Annotated in this window: 18 protein-coding genes; 12 read left to right on the top strand and 6 right to left on the bottom strand. The window is 64.0% G+C overall.

What is annotated here, in order from left to right:
- Positions 1-56: 56 nt before the first annotated feature.
- Entirely contained in the window at positions 57-833 is a 777-nt protein-coding gene (locus BM222_RS17450; protein ID WP_092229668.1) for an SDR family oxidoreductase, read from the bottom strand.
- 155 nt (positions 834-988) lie between these two features.
- Here BM222_RS17450 and BM222_RS17455 point away from each other — a divergent pair, with 155 nt between their 5' ends.
- A complete protein-coding gene (locus BM222_RS17455; protein WP_092229670.1) occupies positions 989-2,062 on the top strand; it encodes a tartrate dehydrogenase in 1,074 nt (357 codons plus the stop codon).
- A gap of 65 nt (positions 2,063-2,127) precedes the next feature.
- Here BM222_RS17455 and BM222_RS17460 read toward each other — a convergent pair whose 3' ends face one another.
- From BM222_RS17460 to BM222_RS17475, 4 genes are all read right to left on the bottom strand, one after another.
- Positions 2,128-3,201 (bottom strand): malate/lactate/ureidoglycolate dehydrogenase, encoded by a 1,074-nt coding sequence (locus BM222_RS17460; RefSeq protein ID WP_092229672.1) that lies wholly within the window; start codon positions 3,199-3,201, stop codon positions 2,128-2,130.
- A 150-nt stretch (positions 3,202-3,351) separates the two neighbouring features.
- A complete protein-coding gene (locus BM222_RS17465; RefSeq protein ID WP_092229674.1) occupies positions 3,352-4,263 on the bottom strand; it encodes an NAD(P)-dependent oxidoreductase in 912 nt (303 codons plus the stop codon).
- A 12-nt stretch (positions 4,264-4,275) separates the two neighbouring features.
- Positions 4,276-5,526, bottom strand: a complete 1,251-nt coding sequence (locus BM222_RS17470; protein WP_092229676.1) for a Zn-dependent hydrolase — start codon at positions 5,524-5,526, stop codon at positions 4,276-4,278.
- A 118-nt stretch (positions 5,527-5,644) separates the two neighbouring features.
- Positions 5,645-6,562, bottom strand: a complete 918-nt coding sequence (locus BM222_RS17475; RefSeq protein ID WP_092229678.1) for a LysR family transcriptional regulator — start codon at positions 6,560-6,562, stop codon at positions 5,645-5,647.
- A 119-nt stretch (positions 6,563-6,681) separates the two neighbouring features.
- On the opposite strand from BM222_RS17475, the gene BM222_RS17480 reads away from it, so the two are divergent.
- The 6 genes from BM222_RS17480 (at position 6,682) to BM222_RS17505 (ending at position 12,320) form a co-directional block, all read left to right on the top strand.
- On the top strand, positions 6,682-7,497 hold the full coding sequence (locus tag BM222_RS17480; protein ID WP_092229680.1) for a putative hydro-lyase: 816 nt from the start codon (positions 6,682-6,684) through the stop codon (positions 7,495-7,497).
- 90 nt (positions 7,498-7,587) lie between these two features.
- Positions 7,588-8,832 carry an ABC transporter substrate-binding protein gene (locus BM222_RS17485; RefSeq protein WP_092229682.1) on the top strand — a complete coding sequence of 415 codons (1,245 nt, stop codon included), beginning with the start codon at positions 7,588-7,590 and terminating at the stop codon, positions 8,830-8,832.
- A 210-nt stretch (positions 8,833-9,042) separates the two neighbouring features.
- Complete coding sequence (locus BM222_RS17490; protein ID WP_092229684.1) at positions 9,043-9,921, top strand: branched-chain amino acid ABC transporter permease; 879 nt, start codon at positions 9,043-9,045, stop codon at positions 9,919-9,921.
- Positions 9,921-10,904, top strand: a complete 984-nt coding sequence (locus tag BM222_RS17495) for a branched-chain amino acid ABC transporter permease (RefSeq protein ID WP_092229686.1) — start codon at positions 9,921-9,923, stop codon at positions 10,902-10,904. The genes BM222_RS17490 and BM222_RS17495 overlap by 1 nt, the downstream gene beginning before the upstream one ends.
- A complete protein-coding gene (locus BM222_RS17500) occupies positions 10,901-11,632 on the top strand; it encodes an ABC transporter ATP-binding protein (RefSeq protein WP_092229688.1) in 732 nt (243 codons plus the stop codon). The genes BM222_RS17495 and BM222_RS17500 overlap by 4 nt, the downstream gene beginning before the upstream one ends.
- Positions 11,616-12,320 carry an ABC transporter ATP-binding protein gene (locus tag BM222_RS17505; RefSeq protein ID WP_092229690.1) on the top strand — a complete coding sequence of 235 codons (705 nt, stop codon included), beginning with the start codon at positions 11,616-11,618 and terminating at the stop codon, positions 12,318-12,320. The genes BM222_RS17500 and BM222_RS17505 overlap by 17 nt, the downstream gene beginning before the upstream one ends.
- A gap of 183 nt (positions 12,321-12,503) precedes the next feature.
- On the opposite strand, the gene otnC is transcribed toward BM222_RS17505, so the two are convergent.
- Positions 12,504-13,190: a 3-oxo-tetronate 4-phosphate decarboxylase gene (otnC, locus tag BM222_RS17510; protein WP_177243283.1), complete on the bottom strand. Its 687-nt coding sequence runs from the start codon at positions 13,188-13,190 to the stop codon at positions 12,504-12,506.
- 105 nt (positions 13,191-13,295) lie between these two features.
- Between otnC and ltnD the strand changes: the two genes are divergently transcribed.
- The 5 genes from ltnD (at position 13,296) to BM222_RS17535 (ending at position 20,867) form a co-directional block, all read left to right on the top strand.
- Positions 13,296-14,213, top strand: coding sequence for an L-threonate dehydrogenase (gene ltnD / locus BM222_RS17515; RefSeq protein WP_092229692.1), 918 nt, complete (start codon positions 13,296-13,298; stop codon positions 14,211-14,213).
- Between the two features lie 13 nt (positions 14,214-14,226).
- A complete protein-coding gene (otnI, locus tag BM222_RS17520) occupies positions 14,227-15,009 on the top strand; it encodes a 2-oxo-tetronate isomerase (protein WP_092229693.1) in 783 nt (260 codons plus the stop codon).
- On the top strand, positions 15,006-16,283 hold the full coding sequence (gene otnK / locus BM222_RS17525) for a 3-oxo-tetronate kinase (RefSeq protein ID WP_092229695.1): 1,278 nt from the start codon (positions 15,006-15,008) through the stop codon (positions 16,281-16,283). Before otnI ends, otnK begins: the two co-directional genes overlap by 4 nt.
- 221 nt (positions 16,284-16,504) lie before the next feature.
- Positions 16,505-19,684: an efflux RND transporter permease subunit gene (locus BM222_RS17530; RefSeq protein ID WP_092229696.1), complete on the top strand. Its 3,180-nt coding sequence runs from the start codon at positions 16,505-16,507 to the stop codon at positions 19,682-19,684.
- Positions 19,671-20,867: an efflux RND transporter periplasmic adaptor subunit gene (locus BM222_RS17535; protein WP_092229698.1), complete on the top strand. Its 1,197-nt coding sequence runs from the start codon at positions 19,671-19,673 to the stop codon at positions 20,865-20,867. Before BM222_RS17530 ends, BM222_RS17535 begins: the two co-directional genes overlap by 14 nt.
- The last annotated feature ends 9 nt before the right edge of the window (positions 20,868-20,876 follow it).

Raw genomic sequence — 20,876 nt, forward strand, 5'->3', positions numbered from 1 at the left:
GCCTACCTGGAAAGATTCTGGGTTGCTTCGCTTCGCTCGCAATGACGTGGATAGACTTAGCCCCAGCCGGCACTGATGCCGCCGTCCACCGTGTAGATCACGCCCGACGTGTAACCAGCACGATCCGACGCGAGGAAGGCCATGAGGTCGCCGATCTCGCGCGCATGCGCGGGGCGGCCGAGCGGCAGGCCCTTCTGGAATTCCTTGTAGCGGTTCTCGTCGCCGAACTGGTGCATGGCCCGCGTCTTCAGCAGCGTGACGTGACGGTCGGTGCCGACGGGGCCGGGATTGATGCCGACCACGCGGATGTTGTCGGCGAGGCTTTTGCCGCCGAGCGCGCGGGTAAAAGCCATCAAGGCGGCGTTGCCGGTGCTGCCGCAGATGTAATTCGCGTCGAACTTTTCGCCGGCGGCACCAATGTCGTTGACGATGACGCCGCCGCCCTTCGCCTTCATCTGCGCGTAAATCTGCCGCGTGAGGTTGATGTAGCCGAACACCTTCAATTCCCAAGCGTGCCGCCAGGTCGTCTCGTCGATCTTGTCGATCGAGCCGCCGGGGATGTCGCCGGCATTGTTGACGAGCACGTCGATCTCGGCGGCTTGCTTGGCGAGCCGGGCGACGTCATCGGCCTTGCGCAAATCCACGACGCTCGTCGTCGCATCGATCTGGTGCGCCGAGCGCAGACGGTCGGCCAGCGCGTTGAGCTGGTCGCCGCTGCGAGCGGCGAGCAGGAGGTTTGCGCCCTCCTCGGCAAACGCCTCGGCAGCGGCGGCGCCAATGCCCTTGGACGCGCCTGTGATCAGGACGCGCTTGCCATGCAGATGCAGATCCATGAGAGCTACTCGCAGGATGGGAACAGAATGAAATCAGTAGGCGCTCGGTTACGCCACGGTCAACATTGCAGTGCAGCGTTGCACTGCCGCCGACTTTGGTCCATTGCAGTGCAATCAAACGGCGGCGGCTGCCGGATCAACCAGGGACGTTCTCGATGAGCAAGAAACAATACCGGATCGCTGTCATTCCCGGCGACGGCATCGGTAAGGAAGTGGTGCCGGAAGGCATGCGCGTTCTGGAGGCCGCGGCGAAGAAGCACGGGGTGTCCCTGCATTTCGATCATTTCGACTTCTCGTCCTGGGACTATTACGAGAAGCACGGCCAGATGATGCCGGACGATTGGAAGGAGAAAATCGGCAAGCACGATGCGATCTATTTCGGCGCGGTCGGCTGGCCGGCGAAAATTCCGGATCACGTCTCGCTGTGGGGCTCCCTGATCAAGTTCCGCCGCGAGTTCGACCAATACGTGAATTTGCGCCCGGTGCGCCTGATGCCCGGCGTGCCGTCGCCGCTGGCGAACCGCAAGCCCGGCGATATCGATTTCTGGGTGGTGCGCGAGAACACCGAAGGTGAATATTCCTCGGTCGGCGGCCGCATGTTCCCCGACACCGACCGCGAATTCGTCACGCAGCAGACGGTGATGACCCGCACTGGTGTCGACCGCATCCTGAAATTCGCGTTCGAACTCGCCCAGTCGCGGCCGAAGAAGCATCTGACCTCGGCGACGAAGTCGAACGGCATCTCCATCACCATGCCCTATTGGGACGAGCGCGTGGAGGCGATGGCGAAGACGTTTCCGGGCGTGAAGTGGGACAAGTACCACATCGACATTCTCACCGCGAACTTCGTGCTGCATCCTGACTGGTTCGACGTCGTCGTCGGCTCGAACCTGTTCGGTGACATCCTGTCCGATCTCGGCCCAGCCTGCACCGGCACGATCGGCATTGCGCCGTCGGGCAATATCAATCCCGAAGGGAATTTCCCGTCGGTGTTCGAGCCGGTGCACGGCTCTGCCCCCGACATTGCAGGGCAGGGCATCGCCAACCCGATCGGCGCGATCTGGTCGGGCGCGATGATGCTCGATCATCTCGGCGAGAAGGAAGCCGGCAGGTCGATCGTCGAAGCGATCGAGCGCACGCTCGCTGAGCGCACGCTGCGGACCAAGGATCTCGGCGGCAATGCCGACACGACGGCTTGCGGCAAGGCCGTTGCGGATATGGTGGATTAAGGTGCATCTTTCACCCTCTCCCCTTGACAAGGGGAGAAGGGAAGAGGAGCGCCTCTGGCCCCCGTTCACCCCGCGATCTTCTCGATCGCCGCCGGATCCAGCCCGAACTTCTTCCCGGCTTCCAGTATCTCCTGCCAGGTCGTCGGGTCGACCGGAATGCCTTCGGCGAGCCGCTTCTTCTTCGTCTCGCGCTCTGGTTCACCCGCGATCCTGACCTTGTCGACGTCGGGGCCGGGCGGCGAGCCGGTGTGCCAGGCAACAAAGCTCTCGACTTCGCGCGCGAGGTTTTCGCCGGTGCCGAGCTTGTCCGGATCGATGATGATCGAGAGCATGCCGTTGAGGACGTTGTACTTGCCGTCGGACGGCCCCTTGACCACCTGTCCGCCGGAGAGCGCGCCGCCGAGGATTTCGCACACCAGCGCAAGCCCCGAACCCTTGTGCTCGCCGAATGGCAGGATAGCGCCGTGCGGCGGAATGACGGTGTAGCGTGGATTGACGGTGGGCCTGCCTTCATTGTCGATGATGGTGCCGGGCGCGAGTTCGACGCCCTTGTTGTGGGCGACTCGGGTCTTGCCCTGCGCGATCCTGCTGGTGGCGAAGTCGAGCACGATCGGCTCCTTGCCCCGGCGCGGGATGCCGACGCAGAACGGGTTGGTGCCGTGGCGCGCATCGCTGCCGCCCCAAGGCGCCACGATCGGGCGCGAGATCACGTTGACGAAGTGAATAGAGACGAGACCATGGTCGATGCATTGCTCGGCCCAATGGCCGATGCGGCCGATATGGTGCGCGTTGGAAAGGCCGACGAGGCACACGCCGTTGCGCTTGGCGCGCTCGGCCGCCAGTTCCATCGCTTCGTGGCCGATCACCTGGCCGTAGCCGGTGAGGCCATCGAGGGTGAGAAGCGGGCCGGTGTCGAGCACGATCTTGACGTGCTGGTTCACGGCGAGGCCGCCATTGACGACGCTCTGGACATAGCGCGGGATCATGCCGACGCCATGGGAGTCATGTCCCTTGAGATTGGCCTCGACGAGATTGGTAGACACGAGCTCGGCCTCGCGGTCCGTCGAACCGCCCGCTTTGACGATGGCGCCGACAACGTCGGTGAGCGGCTCTGCCTTGATGGTGCGATAGTCGGCCATTGTTGTTCTTCTTGTCCTCTTACGATGGCGGGGAGCGTAGCGTGGGTTAGGCGAAGCCGTAACCCACCTCTTCTGTCTCCGCGGAAACAGATAGTGGTGGGTTACGCCCTGCAGATACGCTTCGCGCATCTGCAGGGCTGCTAACCCACCCTACGAATTCACGATCCGGCGGCAATGAACCCATGCCGCCTCGATCAGGTTTTCGCTGGCTTCCGGCGTGCGGAAGGCGGAATGCGCCGACAGCGTCACGTTCGGAATCCTGGTCAGCGGATGATCTGCCGGCAGCGGTTCGATGTTGAAGACGTCGAGGCCGGCATGGCGGATGTGGCCTGATTTCAGCGCGTCGATCATGGCCTGCTCGTCGACGATGGCGCCGCGTGCAGTGTTGATGAAAACGACGCCCGGCTTCATTTTCGCGATTGTTTCGCGGGTGATCATGCCGCGCGTCTCGTCGTTGAGCAGCAGATGCAAGGACACCACGTCGCTCCGTGCCAGCAGCGTGTCGAGGTCGACGAACGCGACGCCCGGATGGCTCTTCGGCGACCGGTTCCAGGCGATCACCTTCATGCCGCTGCCGGATGCGATGCGCGCGACCTCGGCGGCGATGCCGCCGAAGCCGATCAGCCCGAGCGTCTTGCCGGTGAGCTGCATGCCGTCCTCGCGCAGCCAGTTCCCGGCACGCATCTCGCGGTCCATCATGGCGATGACGCGGGCCGAGGCCCACATCAGCGCAATCGCGGATTCGGCCACCGCCGTGTCGCCATAGCCCTTGATCAGATGTACGGAAATGCCGAGCTCTGCGAGCTCCTCCGGATTCATGTAGCTGCGCGCCCCGGTGCCGAGGAACACGACGTGCTTGAGCCCCGCGCACTTCCTGGCGATTTCGGTCGGCAGCGCGGTGTGGTCGACGATCGCGATCTCCGCACCGTCGAGAATCTCAGGATATTGCTCGGGCTTGATGTCTGGGTCCCTGTGGATCCGCACCTTGGGATCGCCTGGCTTCTCCAGCCTTTCCATGATCGCGGCGAGCGCTTCGTTAGCGTCGACGAAAACTCCGTGCATGTCTGTCTCCAATCAGGATGCGACGCCGGCGATCGCCAGCACGGTGTGCATCAGCACGTTGGTTCCCGCGGCGCAGTCGCCCTGCGTGGCATCCTCCAACTCGTTATGGCTGATGCCGTCCTTGCAGGGCACGAACACCATGGCGGCCGGCATGATGGTGTTGAGATTGCAGGCGTCGTGGCCGGCCCCGGAGGTGATGCGACGGGAGGAGTAGCCGAGCGTCTTCGCGGCGTTCTCGACTGCTGCGATCAGCTTGGGATCGAAATGCGTCGGCGGCTTGCGCCACACGAGATCGACCTTGACATCGACCTTGCGGCGTGCGGCGATCTCGGCGATGGCCGCCCGCAGGTCGCGATCGAGTGCATCCATGATCGCGCCGTCCGCGCTGCGGCAATCCATGGTGAAGGCGACCTCGCCGGGAATGACGTTGCGCGAGGGATTTGCGATCACGGCCTCGCCGATGGTGCCGACCGCGTTCGGCCCGTTCTTCCTGGCGATGGCTTCCATCGCCAGCACGATCTCGGACAGCGTCGCCAGCGCGTCGCGCCGCAGCGGCATCGGCGTCGATCCCGCATGGCTCTCGAAGCCGGAAATGTTTCCGTCGTACCACAGCACGCCCTGACCGGAATCGACCACGCCGATGGTCTTGCCCTCGGCCTCCAGGATCGGGCCTTGCTCAATGTGGAGTTCGACAAAACAGCCGAGCTTCTGGAAGCCGACCGGCTTGTCGCCGCGATAGCCGATGCTGTCGAGCGCCTGGCCGACGGAGGTGCCCTCGATGTCCTTGCGCGAGAGGATGTCGTCGGTGGTGAAATCGCCGACGTAAGCGGCGGAGGCCATCATCGCCGGCGCGAAGCGCGAGCCTTCCTCGTTGGTCCAGTTGACGATGCAGATCGGCGCTTCGGTCTCGATGCCGGCGTCGTTGAGTGTGCGGATCACTTCGAGCGCGCCGAGCGTTCCCAGAATGCCATCATACTTGCCGCCGGTCGGCTGGGTATCGAGATGCGAGCCGATGCCGACGGGCAGCTTCGACATGTCGCGGCCCTTGCGGAGCGCGAATTGCGAGCCGAGCGCGTCGGTGTGCACTTCGAGGCCGGCGTCCTCGCAGGCCTTGCGGAACCAGTCGCGAACCTGCTTGTCTTCGCTGCTCAGCGTCAGCCGCCGCACGCCGCCTTTGGCCGTCGCGCCGAATTGCGCGGTCTCGTGGATGGATCCCCAGAGGCGGGCGGAATCGATTTGCAGGTTGCTCGCGGCTCGGCTCATGCGTTTTTTCCATTTGTCGCTGTCATTCCGGGGCGCCCAAAGGGCGAACCCGGAATCTCGAGATTCCGGGTTCTCGCTTCGCGAGCCCCGGAATGACGGAAGAAAGTCCGGCCTTCGTTCAATGACGCGCCAGCGCGGGCGCGTCAACCGCGAGTCTGCTCTGCGCAATCTGACAGGCAAGCGCGGCGACGCGCTCCACCGCCACGACATCAGGCGAGGCCAGCCAGCTCGCGGTGAACGTCAGTGGCGCAATTTCCAGATCGGTGTCGAGCAATTGCAGCCGTCCGTCGGCGAGTTCTTTCTCCACGATGGCGTCGGGGATTACGGCGATGCCGAGACCTTCCACCGCCATGTGGATCACGGTCGCAAGCGACGCGGAAGCATGCAGCCGGATCGGCGGCAAGTCCGGCCGGTCGAATACCTCGCGCACCACCTCATAGGGCCTCGTCTTGCGCGGAAAGGTGATGATCGGAAAGCGGGCGAGATCCACTTGCGTCACAGGACCGTGGCCGAGCCCGAGAGACGGGCTGGCGAGAAAGCCGATCGGATAATCGGCGAGCAGGCGGTTGTGCACGCCCGAGACCGACAGCGGTCCGACCACGAAGGCGAGCTCGATCTCCTGCGCGAGCAGGCGCGCGGTGAGGTTCGGTGTGATGTCGACCTCGATCTCCAGCGACAGGTTCGGATAGACCTCGTTCATGCTCTTCACCAGCTGCGGCAGCCAGGTGTGCACGATGGTCTCGGCGACGCCGAGACGCATGACGCCGCGCATCGCCGAGCGATCGCCGATCTCGGCCATCATCTGAGCGCGCAGGCCGATCAGCTTCTCCGCATAGACCATCATCTGCCGGCCGCTCGGAGTCGGAGAGGCCACGCGATGATCGCGGTTCAGGAGCTTCACACCGATCTCGCGCTCGAGCTGGGCGATGCGCTGGGAGATCGCCGGTTGGGTCGTATTGAGCCGCGCCGCGGCGCCACGGAAGCTGCCGAGCTTCACGACCCAAAGGAATGTTTCGATCGATCTGAAGTCCAGCATTGGAAGGATTTTCCCGATCGATAAAGCAACTTTATCGATATCGATTAAAAAGGACGATTAGACTTTATAGTATGCTTGATGTTGGCTAGGCTTGTCGAGTTCATAGGCAGGTCGATCGCATGATTGTTTTTGTGGCAGCGCAGCAAACTGAAACGGCCGACACGCTCCCGAGCCGCCGGGCGCGCCTCGCCTATCGCGGTGGCGAGGTTGGTTCCACCGCGGGGGTGGCTCCGGGCTTCGTCCAGGGCAATCTGGCGATCCTGCCGGCGGAATACGCCAGCGCCTTCCACCGCTTCTGCCAGCTCAATCCGAAGCCGTGCCCGATCATCGGCATGTCCGACGTCGGGAGCCCGCACATCCCTGCGCTCGGCGCCGATCTCGACATTCGCACCGATGTGCCACGCTACCGCGTCTGGCGCGACGGCGAAGTCGTCGATGAGCCGACCGATGTGAAGAAGCATTGGCGCGACGACCTCGTCACCTTCGTGCTCGGCTGCTCGTTCTCATTCGAGGAGGCGTTGCTGGAGGAAGGCATGCCGATCCGTCACATCGAGCAGAACGTGCGTGTGCCGATGTACCGCACCAACATTGCCTGCGGCGCTTCAGGACCATTTGCCGGCCCCATGGTGGTCTCGATGCGTCCGTTCAAGCCGGCCGATGCGATCCGGGCGGTGCAGATCACCTCGCGCTATCCCGCCGTTCACGGCGCGCCCGTTCATCTCGGCCATCCGCACCTGATCGGCATCAAGGACATTGCCAAGCCCGACTATGGTGATGCCGTGGCTGTCGCCGATGACGAGATCCCGGTATTCTGGGCCTGCGGCGTGACGCCGCAATCAGTGATCAACGCCGCCAAGGTACCATTCGCAATCACGCATTCGCCCGGCCTGATGCTGGTGACGGATCTGAAGAACAGGCACATGGCCGTGATTTAGCAGGCAGTGTTTGCTGCTTCTTCGGGCTTTACGCTCTCGACCAATCGCTTCATTCGATACGCGCAAAATACAGTAACAGGGGACTCTGCCATGACGATCTCTCGCCGCGACGTTCTGCTCGGTGCCACCGCCACTGCCGCGCTGGTGCCGATTGCCGCAAGAGCCCAGACCTCTGAAGTCGTGATCGGCGTGATCTATCCGTTCTCCGGCGGCAGCGCGCAGCAGGGCGTCGATGCCCAAAAGGCCTACGAGACCGCGCTCGAGGTCATCAACAAGGACAGTGATTTCGATCTGCCGCTGGCGAAGGGCGAGGGCCTGCCGAGCCTCGGCGGCGCCAAGGTTCGTCTCGTGTTCGCCGATCACCAGGCCGATCCGCAGAAGGGCCGTGCGGAAGCCGAGCGCCTGATCACGCAGGAGAAGGTCTGCGCCATCATCGGCACCTATCAGAGCGCGGTCGCGGTCACCGTCAGCCAGATCTGCGAGCGCTACCAGATCCCGTTCGTCTCGGCCGATAATTCCTCGCCGAGCCTGCATCGCCGCGGTCTCAAATATTACTTCCGCGCCGCGCCGCACGACGAGATGTACTCGGCCGCGATGTTCGACTTCTTCGACGCCATGAAGAAGAAGGGGACCAAGATCGAGACGCTGTCGCTGTTCCACGAGGACACCATCTTCGGAACCGACTCCGGCAACGCCCAGGCCAAGATCGCCGGCGAGCGCGGCTACAAGATCGTCTCCGACATCAAGTACCGCGCCAACTCGCCGTCGCTATCGGCCGAGGTGCAGCAGCTCAAGATTGCCAATGCCGACGTGTTGATGCCCTCGAGCTACACCACCGACGGCATTCTTCTGGTCAAGACCATGGCCGAACTCGGCTATAAGCCAAACGCAATCGTGGCGCAGGATGCCGGCTTCTCCGAGAAGGCGCTCTATGACGCCGTCGGCGACAAGCTCGAAGGCGTGATCTCGCGCGGCACGTTCTCGCTCGACCTCGCCCAGAAGCGCCCGATGGTGGGCAAGGTCAACGAGATGTTCAAGGCGAAGTCGGGCAAGGATTTGAACGACCTCACCTCCCGTCAGTTCATGGGCCTGATCATCCTCGCTGATGCCATCAACCGCGCCAAGTCGACCGACGGCGAGAAGATCCGCGATGCGCTGGCTGCGACCGACATCCCGGGCGAGCAGACCATCATGCCGTGGAAGCGCGTGAAGTTCGACGAGATGGGCCAGAACAACGACGCCAACCCGGTGCTGCTGCAATATGTCGGCGGCAAGTTCGTCACCATCTTCCCGCCGCAGGCCGCGATCGCGGAGGCGACCTGGCCGATGAGGTAAGCGGCGCGGTGACCGCGCAACTTGGCGGCCAATCGAGCTGCCTCATTGCACCGTCATTGCGAGCGAAGCGAAGCAATCCGCGGGGACACTCTGGATTGCTTCGTCGCATCAGCGCAAAATTGCTACGCAATTTTGTCGCGAGCTCCTCGCAACGACGGAGGAGATAGCTTCGGCTCTCATTCTGAGCGCATCATCTCGGGGGACGGACATTTGACAGCCCAAGCCATTATCCAGAGTCTCGCAAGCGGCCTGCTGATGGGCCTGCTCTACGGACTGATCGCGGTCGGTCTCGCGCTGATCTTCGGCCTGATGGACGTCGTGAACTTCGCCCATGGCGAGTTCCTGATGATCGCGATGTACGTGTCTTTCTTCCTGTTCACGTTCTTCGCCATTGATCCCTTGCTGTCAGCGCCGCTGGTTGCGGCTGCGCTCTTCGTGCTCGGGGCCGTGGTCTATCTGCTGGTCGTGCGCTTCGCGATGCGGGCCAAGGCCAATGCCGGCATGGTGCAGATCTTCTCCACCTTCGGCCTCGCGATCGTGATGCGCGGGCTGGCGCAGTTCTTCTTCACGCCGGATTATCGCAGCATTCCGCAGTCCTGGCTCGGCGGCAAGACGATCTCGATCGCCGGCATCTTCCTGCCCGAGCCGCAGCTGATGGGTGCGCTGGTCTCGATTTTGGCCTTTGCCGGGCTCTACGTCTTCATCAATCGCACCGATTTCGGTCGCGCCCTCGAGGCCACGCGTGAAGATCCCGGCGCCGTGGCTCTCGTCGGCATCGACAGGAATCGCGTGTTCGCGCTCGGCTGGGGGCTTGGTGCCGCCCTGGTCGGCCTTGCCGGAGCGATCATGGCAAGCTTCTTCTATATCTACCCCGATGTCGGCGCGTCCTTTGCGCTGATCGCCTATGTCACGGTGGCGTTGGGCGGATTCGGCAGCGTGTTCGGTGCTTTTGCCGGCGGCATCGTCGTGGGTCTCGTCGAAGCAACCACCGCTCTGGTGCTGCCGCCTTCGCTGAAGTCGGTCGGCATCTATGCCGTGTACCTTCTCGTCGTATTCATCCGGCCGCGCGGCCTGTTCGGACAGATGTGATGGACAAGCGTTTTGCCGCGCGGCGCCGCCGCGACCTCCTCATCGCCGCGGTCCTTGCCGGGCTCGCAGCGCTCGCGCCATTATTCGTCCAGGACGTATACGTCCAGAACATCCTGATCCTGACCCTGATGTATGCGGCGTTATCGCAGAGCTGGAATATCCTGTCCGGCTATTGCGGGCAGATCTCGCTGGGACACGCGCTCTATTTCGGCATCGGCGCCTACGCCACCGAGTTGCTGTACACGAAGTTCGGCGTGCTGCCGTGGTTCGGCATGCTCGCCGGCGGCGTCATTGCGGCCGTCATCGCGATGGGGCTGGGCTATCCCTTTTTCCGCCTGCGCGGCCATTACTTCGTGATCGCGACCATCGTCATCGCCGAGATCGGGCTGCTGCTGTTCCAGAACTGGGAATGGGCGGGGGCTGCGATGGGCATCACCATTCCCGTGCGTGGCGACAGCTGGCTGAAATTCCAGTTCTTGCGCAGCAAGCTGCCGTATTTCTATTTCGCACTGGCGCTGTGCTGCGTCGCCTGGTTCGTCACCTGGTGGCTGGAGGACTCCAAATGGGGCTTTTGGTGGCGCGCGGTGAAGGACAATCCGGAAGCGGCCGAGAGCCTGGGCGTCGTCGTGTTCAACTCCAAGATGGGCGCGGCTGCCGTGTCCGCTTTCCTGGTGGCCATCGGCGGCGCCTTCTACGCACAGTTCCTCGCCTACATCGACCCTGAAAGCGTGATGGGCTTCCAGTTCTCGCTGCTGATGGCGCTGCCGGCCGTGCTCGGCGGCATCGGCACCCTCTGGGGGCCGGTGCTAGGGGCTGCCATCCTGATCCCGATGACGGAGCTGACGCGATCCTATATCGGCGGCTCCGGCCGCGGCGTCGACCTCATCGTCTATGGCGCGCTGATCGTGGCCATCTCGCTGGCTCTGCCGCAGGGGCTCGTGAGCCTGTTCTCCCGCTCGAAAGCGAAAGGGGCCACGCGATGACCGCGCTCCTTGAAACCCGCGGCGTCTGGCAGCGCTTTGGTGGCCTCGTTGCCAACAGCGACGTCTCGATCTCGGTCGGCCGCGGCGAGATCGTTGGGCTGATCGGCCCGAACGGCGCCGGAAAATCGACGCTGTTCAATCTCATCGCCGGTGTGTTGCCGCCGACGCAGGGATCAATCTGGTTCGACGGCGAGGATGTCACCAGATTGCCTGCCGCCGAGCGCTGCCAGCGCGGGGTGGGGCGCACCTTCCAGGTGGTCAAGAGCTTCGAGACGATGACGGTGATCGACAACGTCATCGTCGGTGCGCTCGTGCGCAACACCGTGATGCGCGAAGCCCGCCGCAAGGCGCATGAGGTGCTGGAGTTCACCGGCCTTGCCGCGCGCGCCGACGTGCTTGCGAGCGATCTCGTGCCCGCCGAGAAGCGTCGCCTCGAAGTGGCCCGTGCGCTCGCGACCGAACCGAAGCTGCTGCTGCTCGACGAAGTCCTCACCGGCCTGACGCCGACCGAGGCGCAGACCGGCGTGGCACTGGTGCGCAAGGTGCGCGATGCCGGCATCACGGTGCTGATGGTCGAGCATGTCATGGAGATCGTGATGCCGCTGGTCGATCGCGCCATCGTGCTCGACCTCGGCAAGGTGCTGGTCGAGGGAAAGCCCGCCGACGTCGTCCGCGATCCCAAGGTGATCAAGGCATATCTGGGAGATCGTCATGCTGTCGGTGCATGAAGTCACGACGGCCTATCAGGGCCTGGTCGCGATCTCCGCGGTCAGTATCGAGGTCCAGAAGGGCGAGATCGTCTGCGTCGCCGGCGCCAATGGCGCGGGCAAGTCGACGCTGCTCAAGACCATCGCCGGTGCCGAACGTCCGCGTTCGGGCTCGGTCACGTTCGATGGCAAGCGTCTCGACGGCATGGCGCAGCATCACGTCACCGCCACCGGCATCGCCTATGTGCCGGAGAATCGCCGCCTGTTCCCGCGCCTGTCGGTGCGCGACAATCTTCGCCTCGGCAGCTATCTCTATCGCAGCGAGGCGGATCGCGAGGGGCCGCTCGATCTCGTTTTCAGGCTGTTCCCGCGCTTGTCCGAACGTCTCGAGCAACGCGCCGAGACGCTCTCCGGCGGTGAGCAGCAGATGCTCGCGATCGGCCGCGCGCTGATGACGCGACCGAGGCTGTTGATGCTGGATGAGCCCTCGCAGGGCATCATGCCGAAACTCGTCGATGAGATTTTTCAGGCGGTGAAGCTGATCCGGGACTCGGGCATGACCGTGCTGATCGTCGAGCAGCGCATGGCCGAGTGTCTGGAGATCGCCGACCGCGCCTACATCCTGCAAACCGGTCGTGTGCTGATGCAGGGACCATCGGCGGAGATCAAGGGCAATCCCGACGTGCGGAAGGCTTATCTGGGGCTGTAGCGGCGAACTGTTGGGCACGCTCGAGCAACATATTCGGTGTCATCGCCCGACTTGATCGGGCGATCCAGTACTCCGAGACGTCAGCGATATACAGAGAAGCCGCGGCGTACTGGATTCCCCGCTTTCGCGGGGAATGACAGTGGTGGGCGAGACGTCGCTAGTCCGCACTTGGCGGCGCAGCAGCTAATGCCCGTCCCCATGCTCCGGCAACGTCACCCCGAACACCTTCACCAGATCCGCCACCTGCTCCGGTGACAGATAACGTGGGTTCATGCCGCGCAGCAGCAGGTACAGCTTGGCCGTCTCCTCCAGTTCCTCGGTCGCGAACACGGCCGCTTCCAGCGTGTCTCCGGCGACGACCGGGCCGTGATTGGCGAGCAGCACCGATGAATAGTTGCCGGCGAGCCCCTTGATGGCATCGGCAACCTTGGGATCACCGGGACGATAATAGGGCACGAGTGCGGTGGCGCCGCACTTCATCAAATAATAGGCCGTCATCGGCGGCAGCGCGGCGCGCGGGTCGATCTCGGGCAGCATCGAGAGCGCGACCGAGTGTGTCGAATGCAGATGTACGATCGCCCGCGCGCTTCCGCGCGTGTCGTAGAGCGCGGTGTGGAGCGGAACTTCCTTGGTCGGCGCATCGCCCGAAACCAGCCGGCCCTGTTCATCCAGTCGTGACAGCTTGGCGGGATCGAGGAATCCGAGCGAGGCGTTGGTCGGCGTCACCAGCCAGCCGCCGCCATCCAGGCGGACGCTGATATTGCCTGAAGAGCCCGGCGTCAGCCCGCGCTCGAACAGGGACCGTCCGAACCGGCAGATGTCCTCCCGCAGCCTTGTCTCGTTGCTCGTTTCAGTTCTCATGGCCGTCATGCCTGCTTGTCTCACGCTTTGGCAGCGCGGCCAAGGCGTGTTATTCGAGGTCAGGAGCCGCCGCAAAGGCCGGCTTGTCGGGAAACGTTCGCAAGGGTTAGTTGCATGTCTGCCTCCACGTCACAAAACCAGCGCATCGCGGTCGTCGGGCTCGGCTCGATGGGATACGGCATGGCGACCTCGCTGAAGCGCGCCGGCCACGCCGTCACGGGCTGCGACGTGTCGGCCGATGCGGTCGCGCGTTTCGTGAAGGATGGCGGCACCGGCGCGACAACGCCGGCCGAGGCCGCCAAGGGCGCCGACATCGTGGTCAGCGTCGTCGTCAACGCCGCCCAGACCGAAGCAATCCTGTTCGGCAAGGATGGTATCGCGGAGACCCTGCCGAAGGATGGCGTCTTCATCTCCTCCGCCACCATGGATCCCGACGTCGCGCGGCGCCTCGCCAAGCAGCTCGAGGCGACCGGCCGGCATTACCTGGATGCGCCGATCTCCGGCGGCGCGCAGCGCGCCGCGCAGGGTGAGCTGACAATTCTCGCCTCCGGCAGCGCTGCTGCCTTCGCCAAAGCGCGTCCGGCGCTCGATGCGATGGCCGCAAAACTTTACGAACTCGGCGATGCCGCGGGCCAGGGCGCTGCGTTCAAGATGATCAACCAACTGCTGGCCGGCGTGCACATCGCGGCCGCCAGTGAAGCGATGGCGTTCGCTGCCAAGCAGGGCCTCGATATCCGCAAAGTCTATGAGGTGATCACGGCGTCCGCCGGCAATTCCTGGATGTTCGAGAACCGCATGCCGCACGTGCTCGATGGTGACTACACGCCGCGCAGCGCAGTGGAGATCTTCGTCAAGGACCTCGGCATCATCCAGGACATGGCGCGCAGCGCCAGATTCCCGGTGCCGGTCTCGGCAGCTGCGCTCCAGATGTTCCTGATGACGGCAGCCGCCGGCATGGGCCGCGACGACGACGCCTCGGTGGCGCGGATGTATGCGCAGGTCACCGGTGTGAAGCTTCCCGGCGACAGGTAAAAGAGGATCGCCAATGCCCCGTTTCGCCGCCAACCTCTCGATGATGTTCACCGAGGTGCCGTTCCTCGAGCGCTTCGATGCCGCCGCACAGGCCGGCTTCACCGCGGTCGAATTTCTGTTTCCCTATGGGCATCCGGTCGAAGCTGTCGGCGAGCGGCTCGAGCGCAACGGCCTGACCCAGGCGCTGTTCAATCTACCGCCGGGCGACTGGGACGCCGGCGAGAAGGGCTTCGCGGCATTGCCGGCGCGCTTCAACGATCTCAAGGCGAGCCTGGAGACGGCTCTGCCTTATGCCAAAGCCACCGGCGTGAAGCGGCTGCATTTGATGGCGGGCATCGCCAACCGTAGCGAGCGCGTTGCGATCGAGGCCTTCTACAAATCGGTGGCCTGGACCGCGGAGTTCTTTGCGCCGCATGGCATCGACATCGTGCTGGAGCCGATCAACGCCCGCAACGTGCCCGGTTACTTCCTCAACGATTTCGGCTTCGCGCGCGATTTGATCCAGGAGCTGCGGCTGCCGAACCTGAAGCTGCAGTTCGACATCTATCACTGCGGGATCATTCATGGCGACGTCACGATGCGGCTGCGCGAGATGATGCCGATCATCGGCCATATCCAGGTCGCCAGCATTCCCTCGCGCAACGAGCCTGATGGCGAGGAGCTGAACTATCCGTTCCTGTTCGCAGAGCTCGACCGGCTCGGCTATGCCGGCTTCGTCGGCTGTGAATACAATCCGCGCGGCAAGACCAACGACGGCCTTGCCTGGTTCAAGCCCTACGCGGGAGTGAAGCCATGACCCTTGCGTTGGGTTGCATCGCCGACGACTATACCGGCGCCTCCGATCTCGCCAACACGCTGACGCGCGCCGGCCTGCGCACGGTGCAGACCATCGGCGTGCCCGCCGACGATCTGAAGCTGCCCGAGGTCGATGCCGTCGTGGTGTCGCTGAAGAGCCGGTCGATCGAGCCGGGGCTCGCGGTGTCGCGCTCGCGTGCGGCAGAAAAATGGCTGCGCGGTCGGGGCGCGAGCCATGTCTTGTTCAAGATCTGCTCGACCTTCGATTCCACCGATGCAGGCAATATCGGGCCGGTGATGGACGCGCTGCGCGCAGATTGCGGCGAGGCCGTCGTGCTGGTGACGCCAGCTTTTCCCGAGACGGGCCGAACCGTCTATCAGGGCAATCTCTTCGTCGGCGCCGTGCCGCTGAGCGAGAGCCCGCTGAAAGACCACCCGCTCAATCCGATGCACGATTCCAACCTGGTGCGCGTGCTGGCGCGTCAGAGCAAGACGCCGATCGGTCTCGTCGAGCTCGCGACCCTCACGCGTGGCGCGGAGGCCGTGCGGGCCCGGCTTGCTGAATTGTCGGGCAAGGGTATCGGCGCTGCGATCATCGATGCCGTGTTCGACCGTGACCTCGAGACCATCGGCCTTGTCGCCGGCGAGCACCGGCTGTCGGTCGGCGCCTCCGGCATCGGCCTCGGGCTGGCGCGAGCCCTGGTGTCCAGCGGCAAGGTCAAATCGGCCGCCACAGCCGGCCAGCAGGGGGCCGCCGTCGGCGGAGCCGTGGCATGTCTCGCCGGAAGCTGCTCGCAGGCCACCCTGCAGCAGATCGCCAACGCCGAACGCGTCATGCCGGTGCTCCGTCTCGAGCCTGACCGTATTCTTGCGGGCGCGCATGAAGCGCAGCGCGCGCTGGACTGGGCGAAGGAGCACTTGGCTCAGGGTCCCGTGCTGATTGCATCAAGCGCCACGCCTCAGGCGGTCGCGGCGGTCCAGGCGCGCCACGGCCGCGACGCAGCCGGTCACGCCATCGAGCAGACGATGGCAGATCTTGCAGAAGGCCTTGTGAGGTCGGGCGTACGACGATTGGTCGTCGCGGGCGGTGAGACATCCGGCGCCGTCGTCGATCGGTTGAGAATTCCCGGATTTCTCGTAGGAGTGGAAATCGCGGCGGGCGTACCGGTCTTGCGCGCAGTCGGCGCCGGTGCAGGCAGCATGTTGCTTGCGCTAAAGTCCGGAAATTTCGGCGGTCCGGACTTTTTCTCCGATGCGCTTGCGCTCATGCGTTGAGCGGGCATTCTCAGGCGCCTGTTCATCACTCGGGTCCCGTACCCATGGAAGGGTAGCGGGCCGCATGGCTGCGATGCCGATTTCGCAGTGCGATAGCACGGAAGTGAATGCAGGCAGGCTGCCGGAGATTGGCGTTTCCGGTGGCGCTCGGGTAAAGGGGAAAACGGGATCCCCGTGGGGGCCGATCCCACATCCTTGCTCGATCCGGAATAGCCTGGCGCATGATTGCTCTGGTTCGTATTGCCCTGAGCCGGCCCTACACGTTTGTCGTGCTGGCGCTGCTGCTTCTGATCATCGGACCGCTGGCGGCGCTGCGCACGCCGACCGACATCTTTCCGGACATCCGGATTCCCGTGATCGGTGTGGTCTGGCAATACACCGGCCTGCCGCCCGATCAGATGTCCGGCCGCATCACCACGCCGTTCCAGCGAGCGCTGACGACGACCGTCAACGACATCGAGCACATCACTGCCAATTCCTATAACGGCTTTGGCATCATCAAGATCTTCTTCCAGCCCAATGTCGACATCCGCACCGCCAACGCGCAGGTCACGGCGATCTCGCAGACGCTGATCAAGCAGATGCCGCCGGGCGCGACTCCGCCGCTGATCCTGAACTACTCCGCCTCGACCGTGCCGATCATCCAGGTGGCGCTGTCGGGCGACGGACTCACCGAGCAGAACCTCGCCGATATCGGCATCAACAATCTGCGCACGCCACTTGTCACCGTGCCGGGCGCCGCGATCCCGTACCCGTTCGGCGGCAAGCAGCGCCAAATCCAGATCGATCTCGATCCAACCGCGCTGCAGTCCCGCGGGCTGTCCGGCCAGGATGTCGCCAATGCGCTCGCAGCCCAGAACCTGATCACGCCGGTCGGCACTCAGAAGATCGGCACCTTTGAATACAGCATACAGCTCAACAATTCGCCGCTCAGGATCGACGAGCTCGGCGATCTACCGATCAAGGCCGTCAACGGCGCGATGGTCTATGTCCGTGACGTCGCCACGGTGCGCGATGGCAATCCGCCGCAGACCAACATCGTCCATGTCGACGGCAACCGCTCGGTGCTGATGATGGTGCTGAAGGCGGGCGCGACCTCGACGCTCGATATCATCGCCGGCATCAAGCAGAAGGTGATCGACGTCAAGGATCAGCTCCCGGATGCGCTGAAGATCGGCTTCATCGGCGACCAGTCGGTGTTCGTGCGCGGTGCGATCGAGGGCGTCGCCTTCGAAGGCGTGATTGCGGCGCTGCTCACCAGCGTCATGATCCTGCTGTTCCTCGGCAGCTGGCGCTCGACACTCATCATCGCGGTCTCGATCCCGCTGTCGGTGCTGGGTGCCATCGTCATGCTGTCGGCGATCGGCGAGACGCTGAACATCATGACGCTCGGCGGATTAGCGCTCGCGGTCGGCATCCTCGTCGACGACGCTACGGTGACGATCGAGAACATCAATTACCATCTCGAGCAGGGCAAGCCGGTCGAGCAGTCGATCCTGGACGGCGCCAACCAGATCGTGACGCCGGCCTTCGTCTCGCTGCTCTGCATCTGCATCGTGTTCGTGCCGATGTTCTTCCTTACCGGCGTCGCGCGCTTCCTGTTCGTGCCGATGGCCGAAGCGGTGATGTTCGCGATGATCTGGTCGTTCATCCTGTCGCGCACGCTGGTGCCGACCATGGCGAACCATCTGCTGCATGCGCATGTTCACCATGAGGGCGAACCGCCGAAGTCGCGCAATCCCTTGGTCCGGTTCCAGCGTGGTTTCGAGGCGCGGTTCGAGCGCATCCGCGGCGGTTACCGTGGCCTGCTCGGCATGGCGCTGGCGCATAGCGCAGTGTTCGTGATCGGATTCCTCTGCGTGGTCGGTGCGTCCTTCGCGCTGGTGCCGTTCCTGGGGCGCAATTTCTTCCCCGCGGTCGATGCCGGCAACATCCTGATGCATGTCCGAACCCAGGTCGGCACTCGCGTCGAGGAGACGGCCAACCAGCTCGCGGATGTGCAGAAGGCGATCCGCAAGCTGATCCCGGGCGAGATCGAGACGCTGACCGACAACATCGGCATGCCGATCTCGGGCATCAACATGACCTACAACAACACCGGCGTGATCGGTCCGCAGGACGGCGATATCCAGATCAAGCTGAAGGAAGGTCACAAGCCGACCGAAGAGCACGTGAAGGTGCTGCGCGAGCAGCTGCCACGACTGTTCCCGGGCGTCAGCTTCGCTTTCCTGCCGGCTGACATCGTCAGCCAGATCCTGAATTTCGGCGCGCCGGCGCCGATCGATCTGCAGGTCCGCGGCGCCAATCTCGAAGGCAATTTTGCCTACGCCAACAAGCTGCTCGCCAAGGTTCGCCGCATCCCCGGCGTTGCCGATGCACGCATCCAGCAATCGCCGAACCTGCCGACCTTCAATATCGACGTCGATCGCACCCGGGCGCAATATGTCGGCCTGACCGAGCGCGACGTCAACAACAGTCTCGTGGTCAATCTGGCGGGCTCCTCGCAGGTCGCGCCGACCTACTACCTCAACCCTGATAACGGCGTGTCCTATTCGATCGTGATGCAGACGCCGCAATATCAGATCGATTCGCTCAGCGCGTTGCAGACACTGCCGATCACCGCGGCCGGCGCGTCGCAGTCGCCGATCCTCGGCGGCATCGCCGACATCAAGCGTGCGACCTCGAGCGCGGTGGTCTCGCAATACGACATCCAATCGATGGTGCAGATCTTTGCGACCACCTCGGGGCGCGATCTGGGCGCGGTCGCCACGGATATTCGCCGGGTGATCGCCGACACCGCCAGGGAGGTGCCGAAGGGCTCGTCCGTGGTGCTGCTCGGCCAGGTGCAGACCATGAACAGCGCTTTCACGGGCCTGTTATTCGGCCTGCTCGGCGCCGTCGTGCTGATCTACTTCCTGATCGTCGTGAACTTCCAGTCCTGGTCCGATCCGTTCGTGATCATCACGGCGCTGCCCGCTGCGCTCGCCGGCATCGTCTGGATGCTGTTCACGACCCAGACAACGCTGTCGGTGCCCGCGTTGACGGGCGCCATCATGTGCATGGGCGTTGCCACCGCCAACAGCGTGCTGGTGATCTCGTTCGCCCGCGAGCGCTATGAGGAGCTCGGTGATCCCATCACGGCCGCGCTGGAAGCCGGCTTCGTCCGGTTCCGGCCCGTGCTGATGACTGCGCTCGCCATGATCATCGGCATGGCGCCGATGGCGTTGGGGCTGGGGGAGGGCGGCGAGCAGAATGCACCACTTGGCCGCGCCGTGATTGGCGGCCTGATCTTTGCGACCTTCGCCACGCTGATGTTTGTTCCCGTGGTGTTCAGTATGGTACACAAGAAGCAAGGCGCCAAAGCCGCCGCCCCATTGGAGACTCCTGATGTCGCCCACTGAAACTCGCTCCCCGGTGTCGCACCGGAAACTGGGCATTTTCAGCGTGGTGGCGCTGATTGCGGCAGGCCTCGTGGTCGGCACCGGTATCCGGGCCCGCGAGGACCAGGACTCCAGGCTGAAGGAATGGACCGACGACCAGGCCGTTCCAAGCGTTGCAGTGACCTTGCCCAATGCCAAGGCCCTCAATTCCACCATCGACCTGCCGGGCCGGCTCGAGGCCTATTCCCGTGCCCCGATCTTCGCCCGTGTCTCCGGCTATCTCAAAAGCTGGAGCGCCGACATCGGCGCCCGCGTCAAGGCCGGGCAGGTGATCGCCGAGATCGAGGCGCCCGACCTCGACCAGCAGCTCTTGCAGGCCCGCGCCGACCTCGCCAGCCTGCAGGCCAGCGCCAGGCTGTCGGAGGCCACGCTGAACCGGCGCAAGACCCTGGTCGCCTCCAACTTCGTCTCCGCGCAGGAGATCGACGAGCGCAGCGCCGATCTCTCCAACAAGAACGCCGCTGTGAAGTCCGGTCAGGCCAATGTCGAGCGGCTCGAAGCATTGGCGGGCTACAAGAAGATCACGGTGCCGTTCGACGGTGTGGTGACTTCGCGTGACACCGACGTCGGCGCGCTGATCAACGCTGGCGGCGGCTCGGGACCGGCGATGTTCGTGGTCTCCGACATCACCAAGCTGCGCGTCTACGTCAACGTGCCCCAGAACTACGTGCCGGCGATCAAGATCGGCGCCAAGGCCACCATCTCGCTGCCGGAATATCCGAACCGGACGTTCCTGGCGACGGTGGAAGCCTCCTCGCAGGCCGTCGACGTGGCGTCAGGCACCACGCGGATGCAGCTCGGCCTCGACAATTCGAACGCAGAGCTGATGCCCGGCAGCTACGCCAGCGTGAAGCTGAGCCTGCAGCGCGATTCCGCGCCGCTCAGCATTCCCGCCAGTGCCCTGATCTTCAACGGCAGCGGCCTGCGTGTCGCAACCGTCGGGGCTGACGACAAGGTCAAGTTCAAGACGGTGAGCATCGCCCGCGACCTCGGCAAGGAGATCGAGCTGGCCTCGGGCATTGCGCCAGATGACCGCGTCATCACGGCCCCGCCGGATGGTCTGTCCGACGGCGATCCGGTGCGTGTGGTTGGTGCGGGCGGCAAGCCAGCCACGGCGTCAGAGAAGCAGGCGCCGAAGGGCTAGGACGGCGTC

The sequence above is a fragment of the Bradyrhizobium sp. Gha genome, assembly GCF_900113735.1.
Classification (GTDB): domain Bacteria; phylum Pseudomonadota; class Alphaproteobacteria; order Rhizobiales; family Xanthobacteraceae; genus Bradyrhizobium.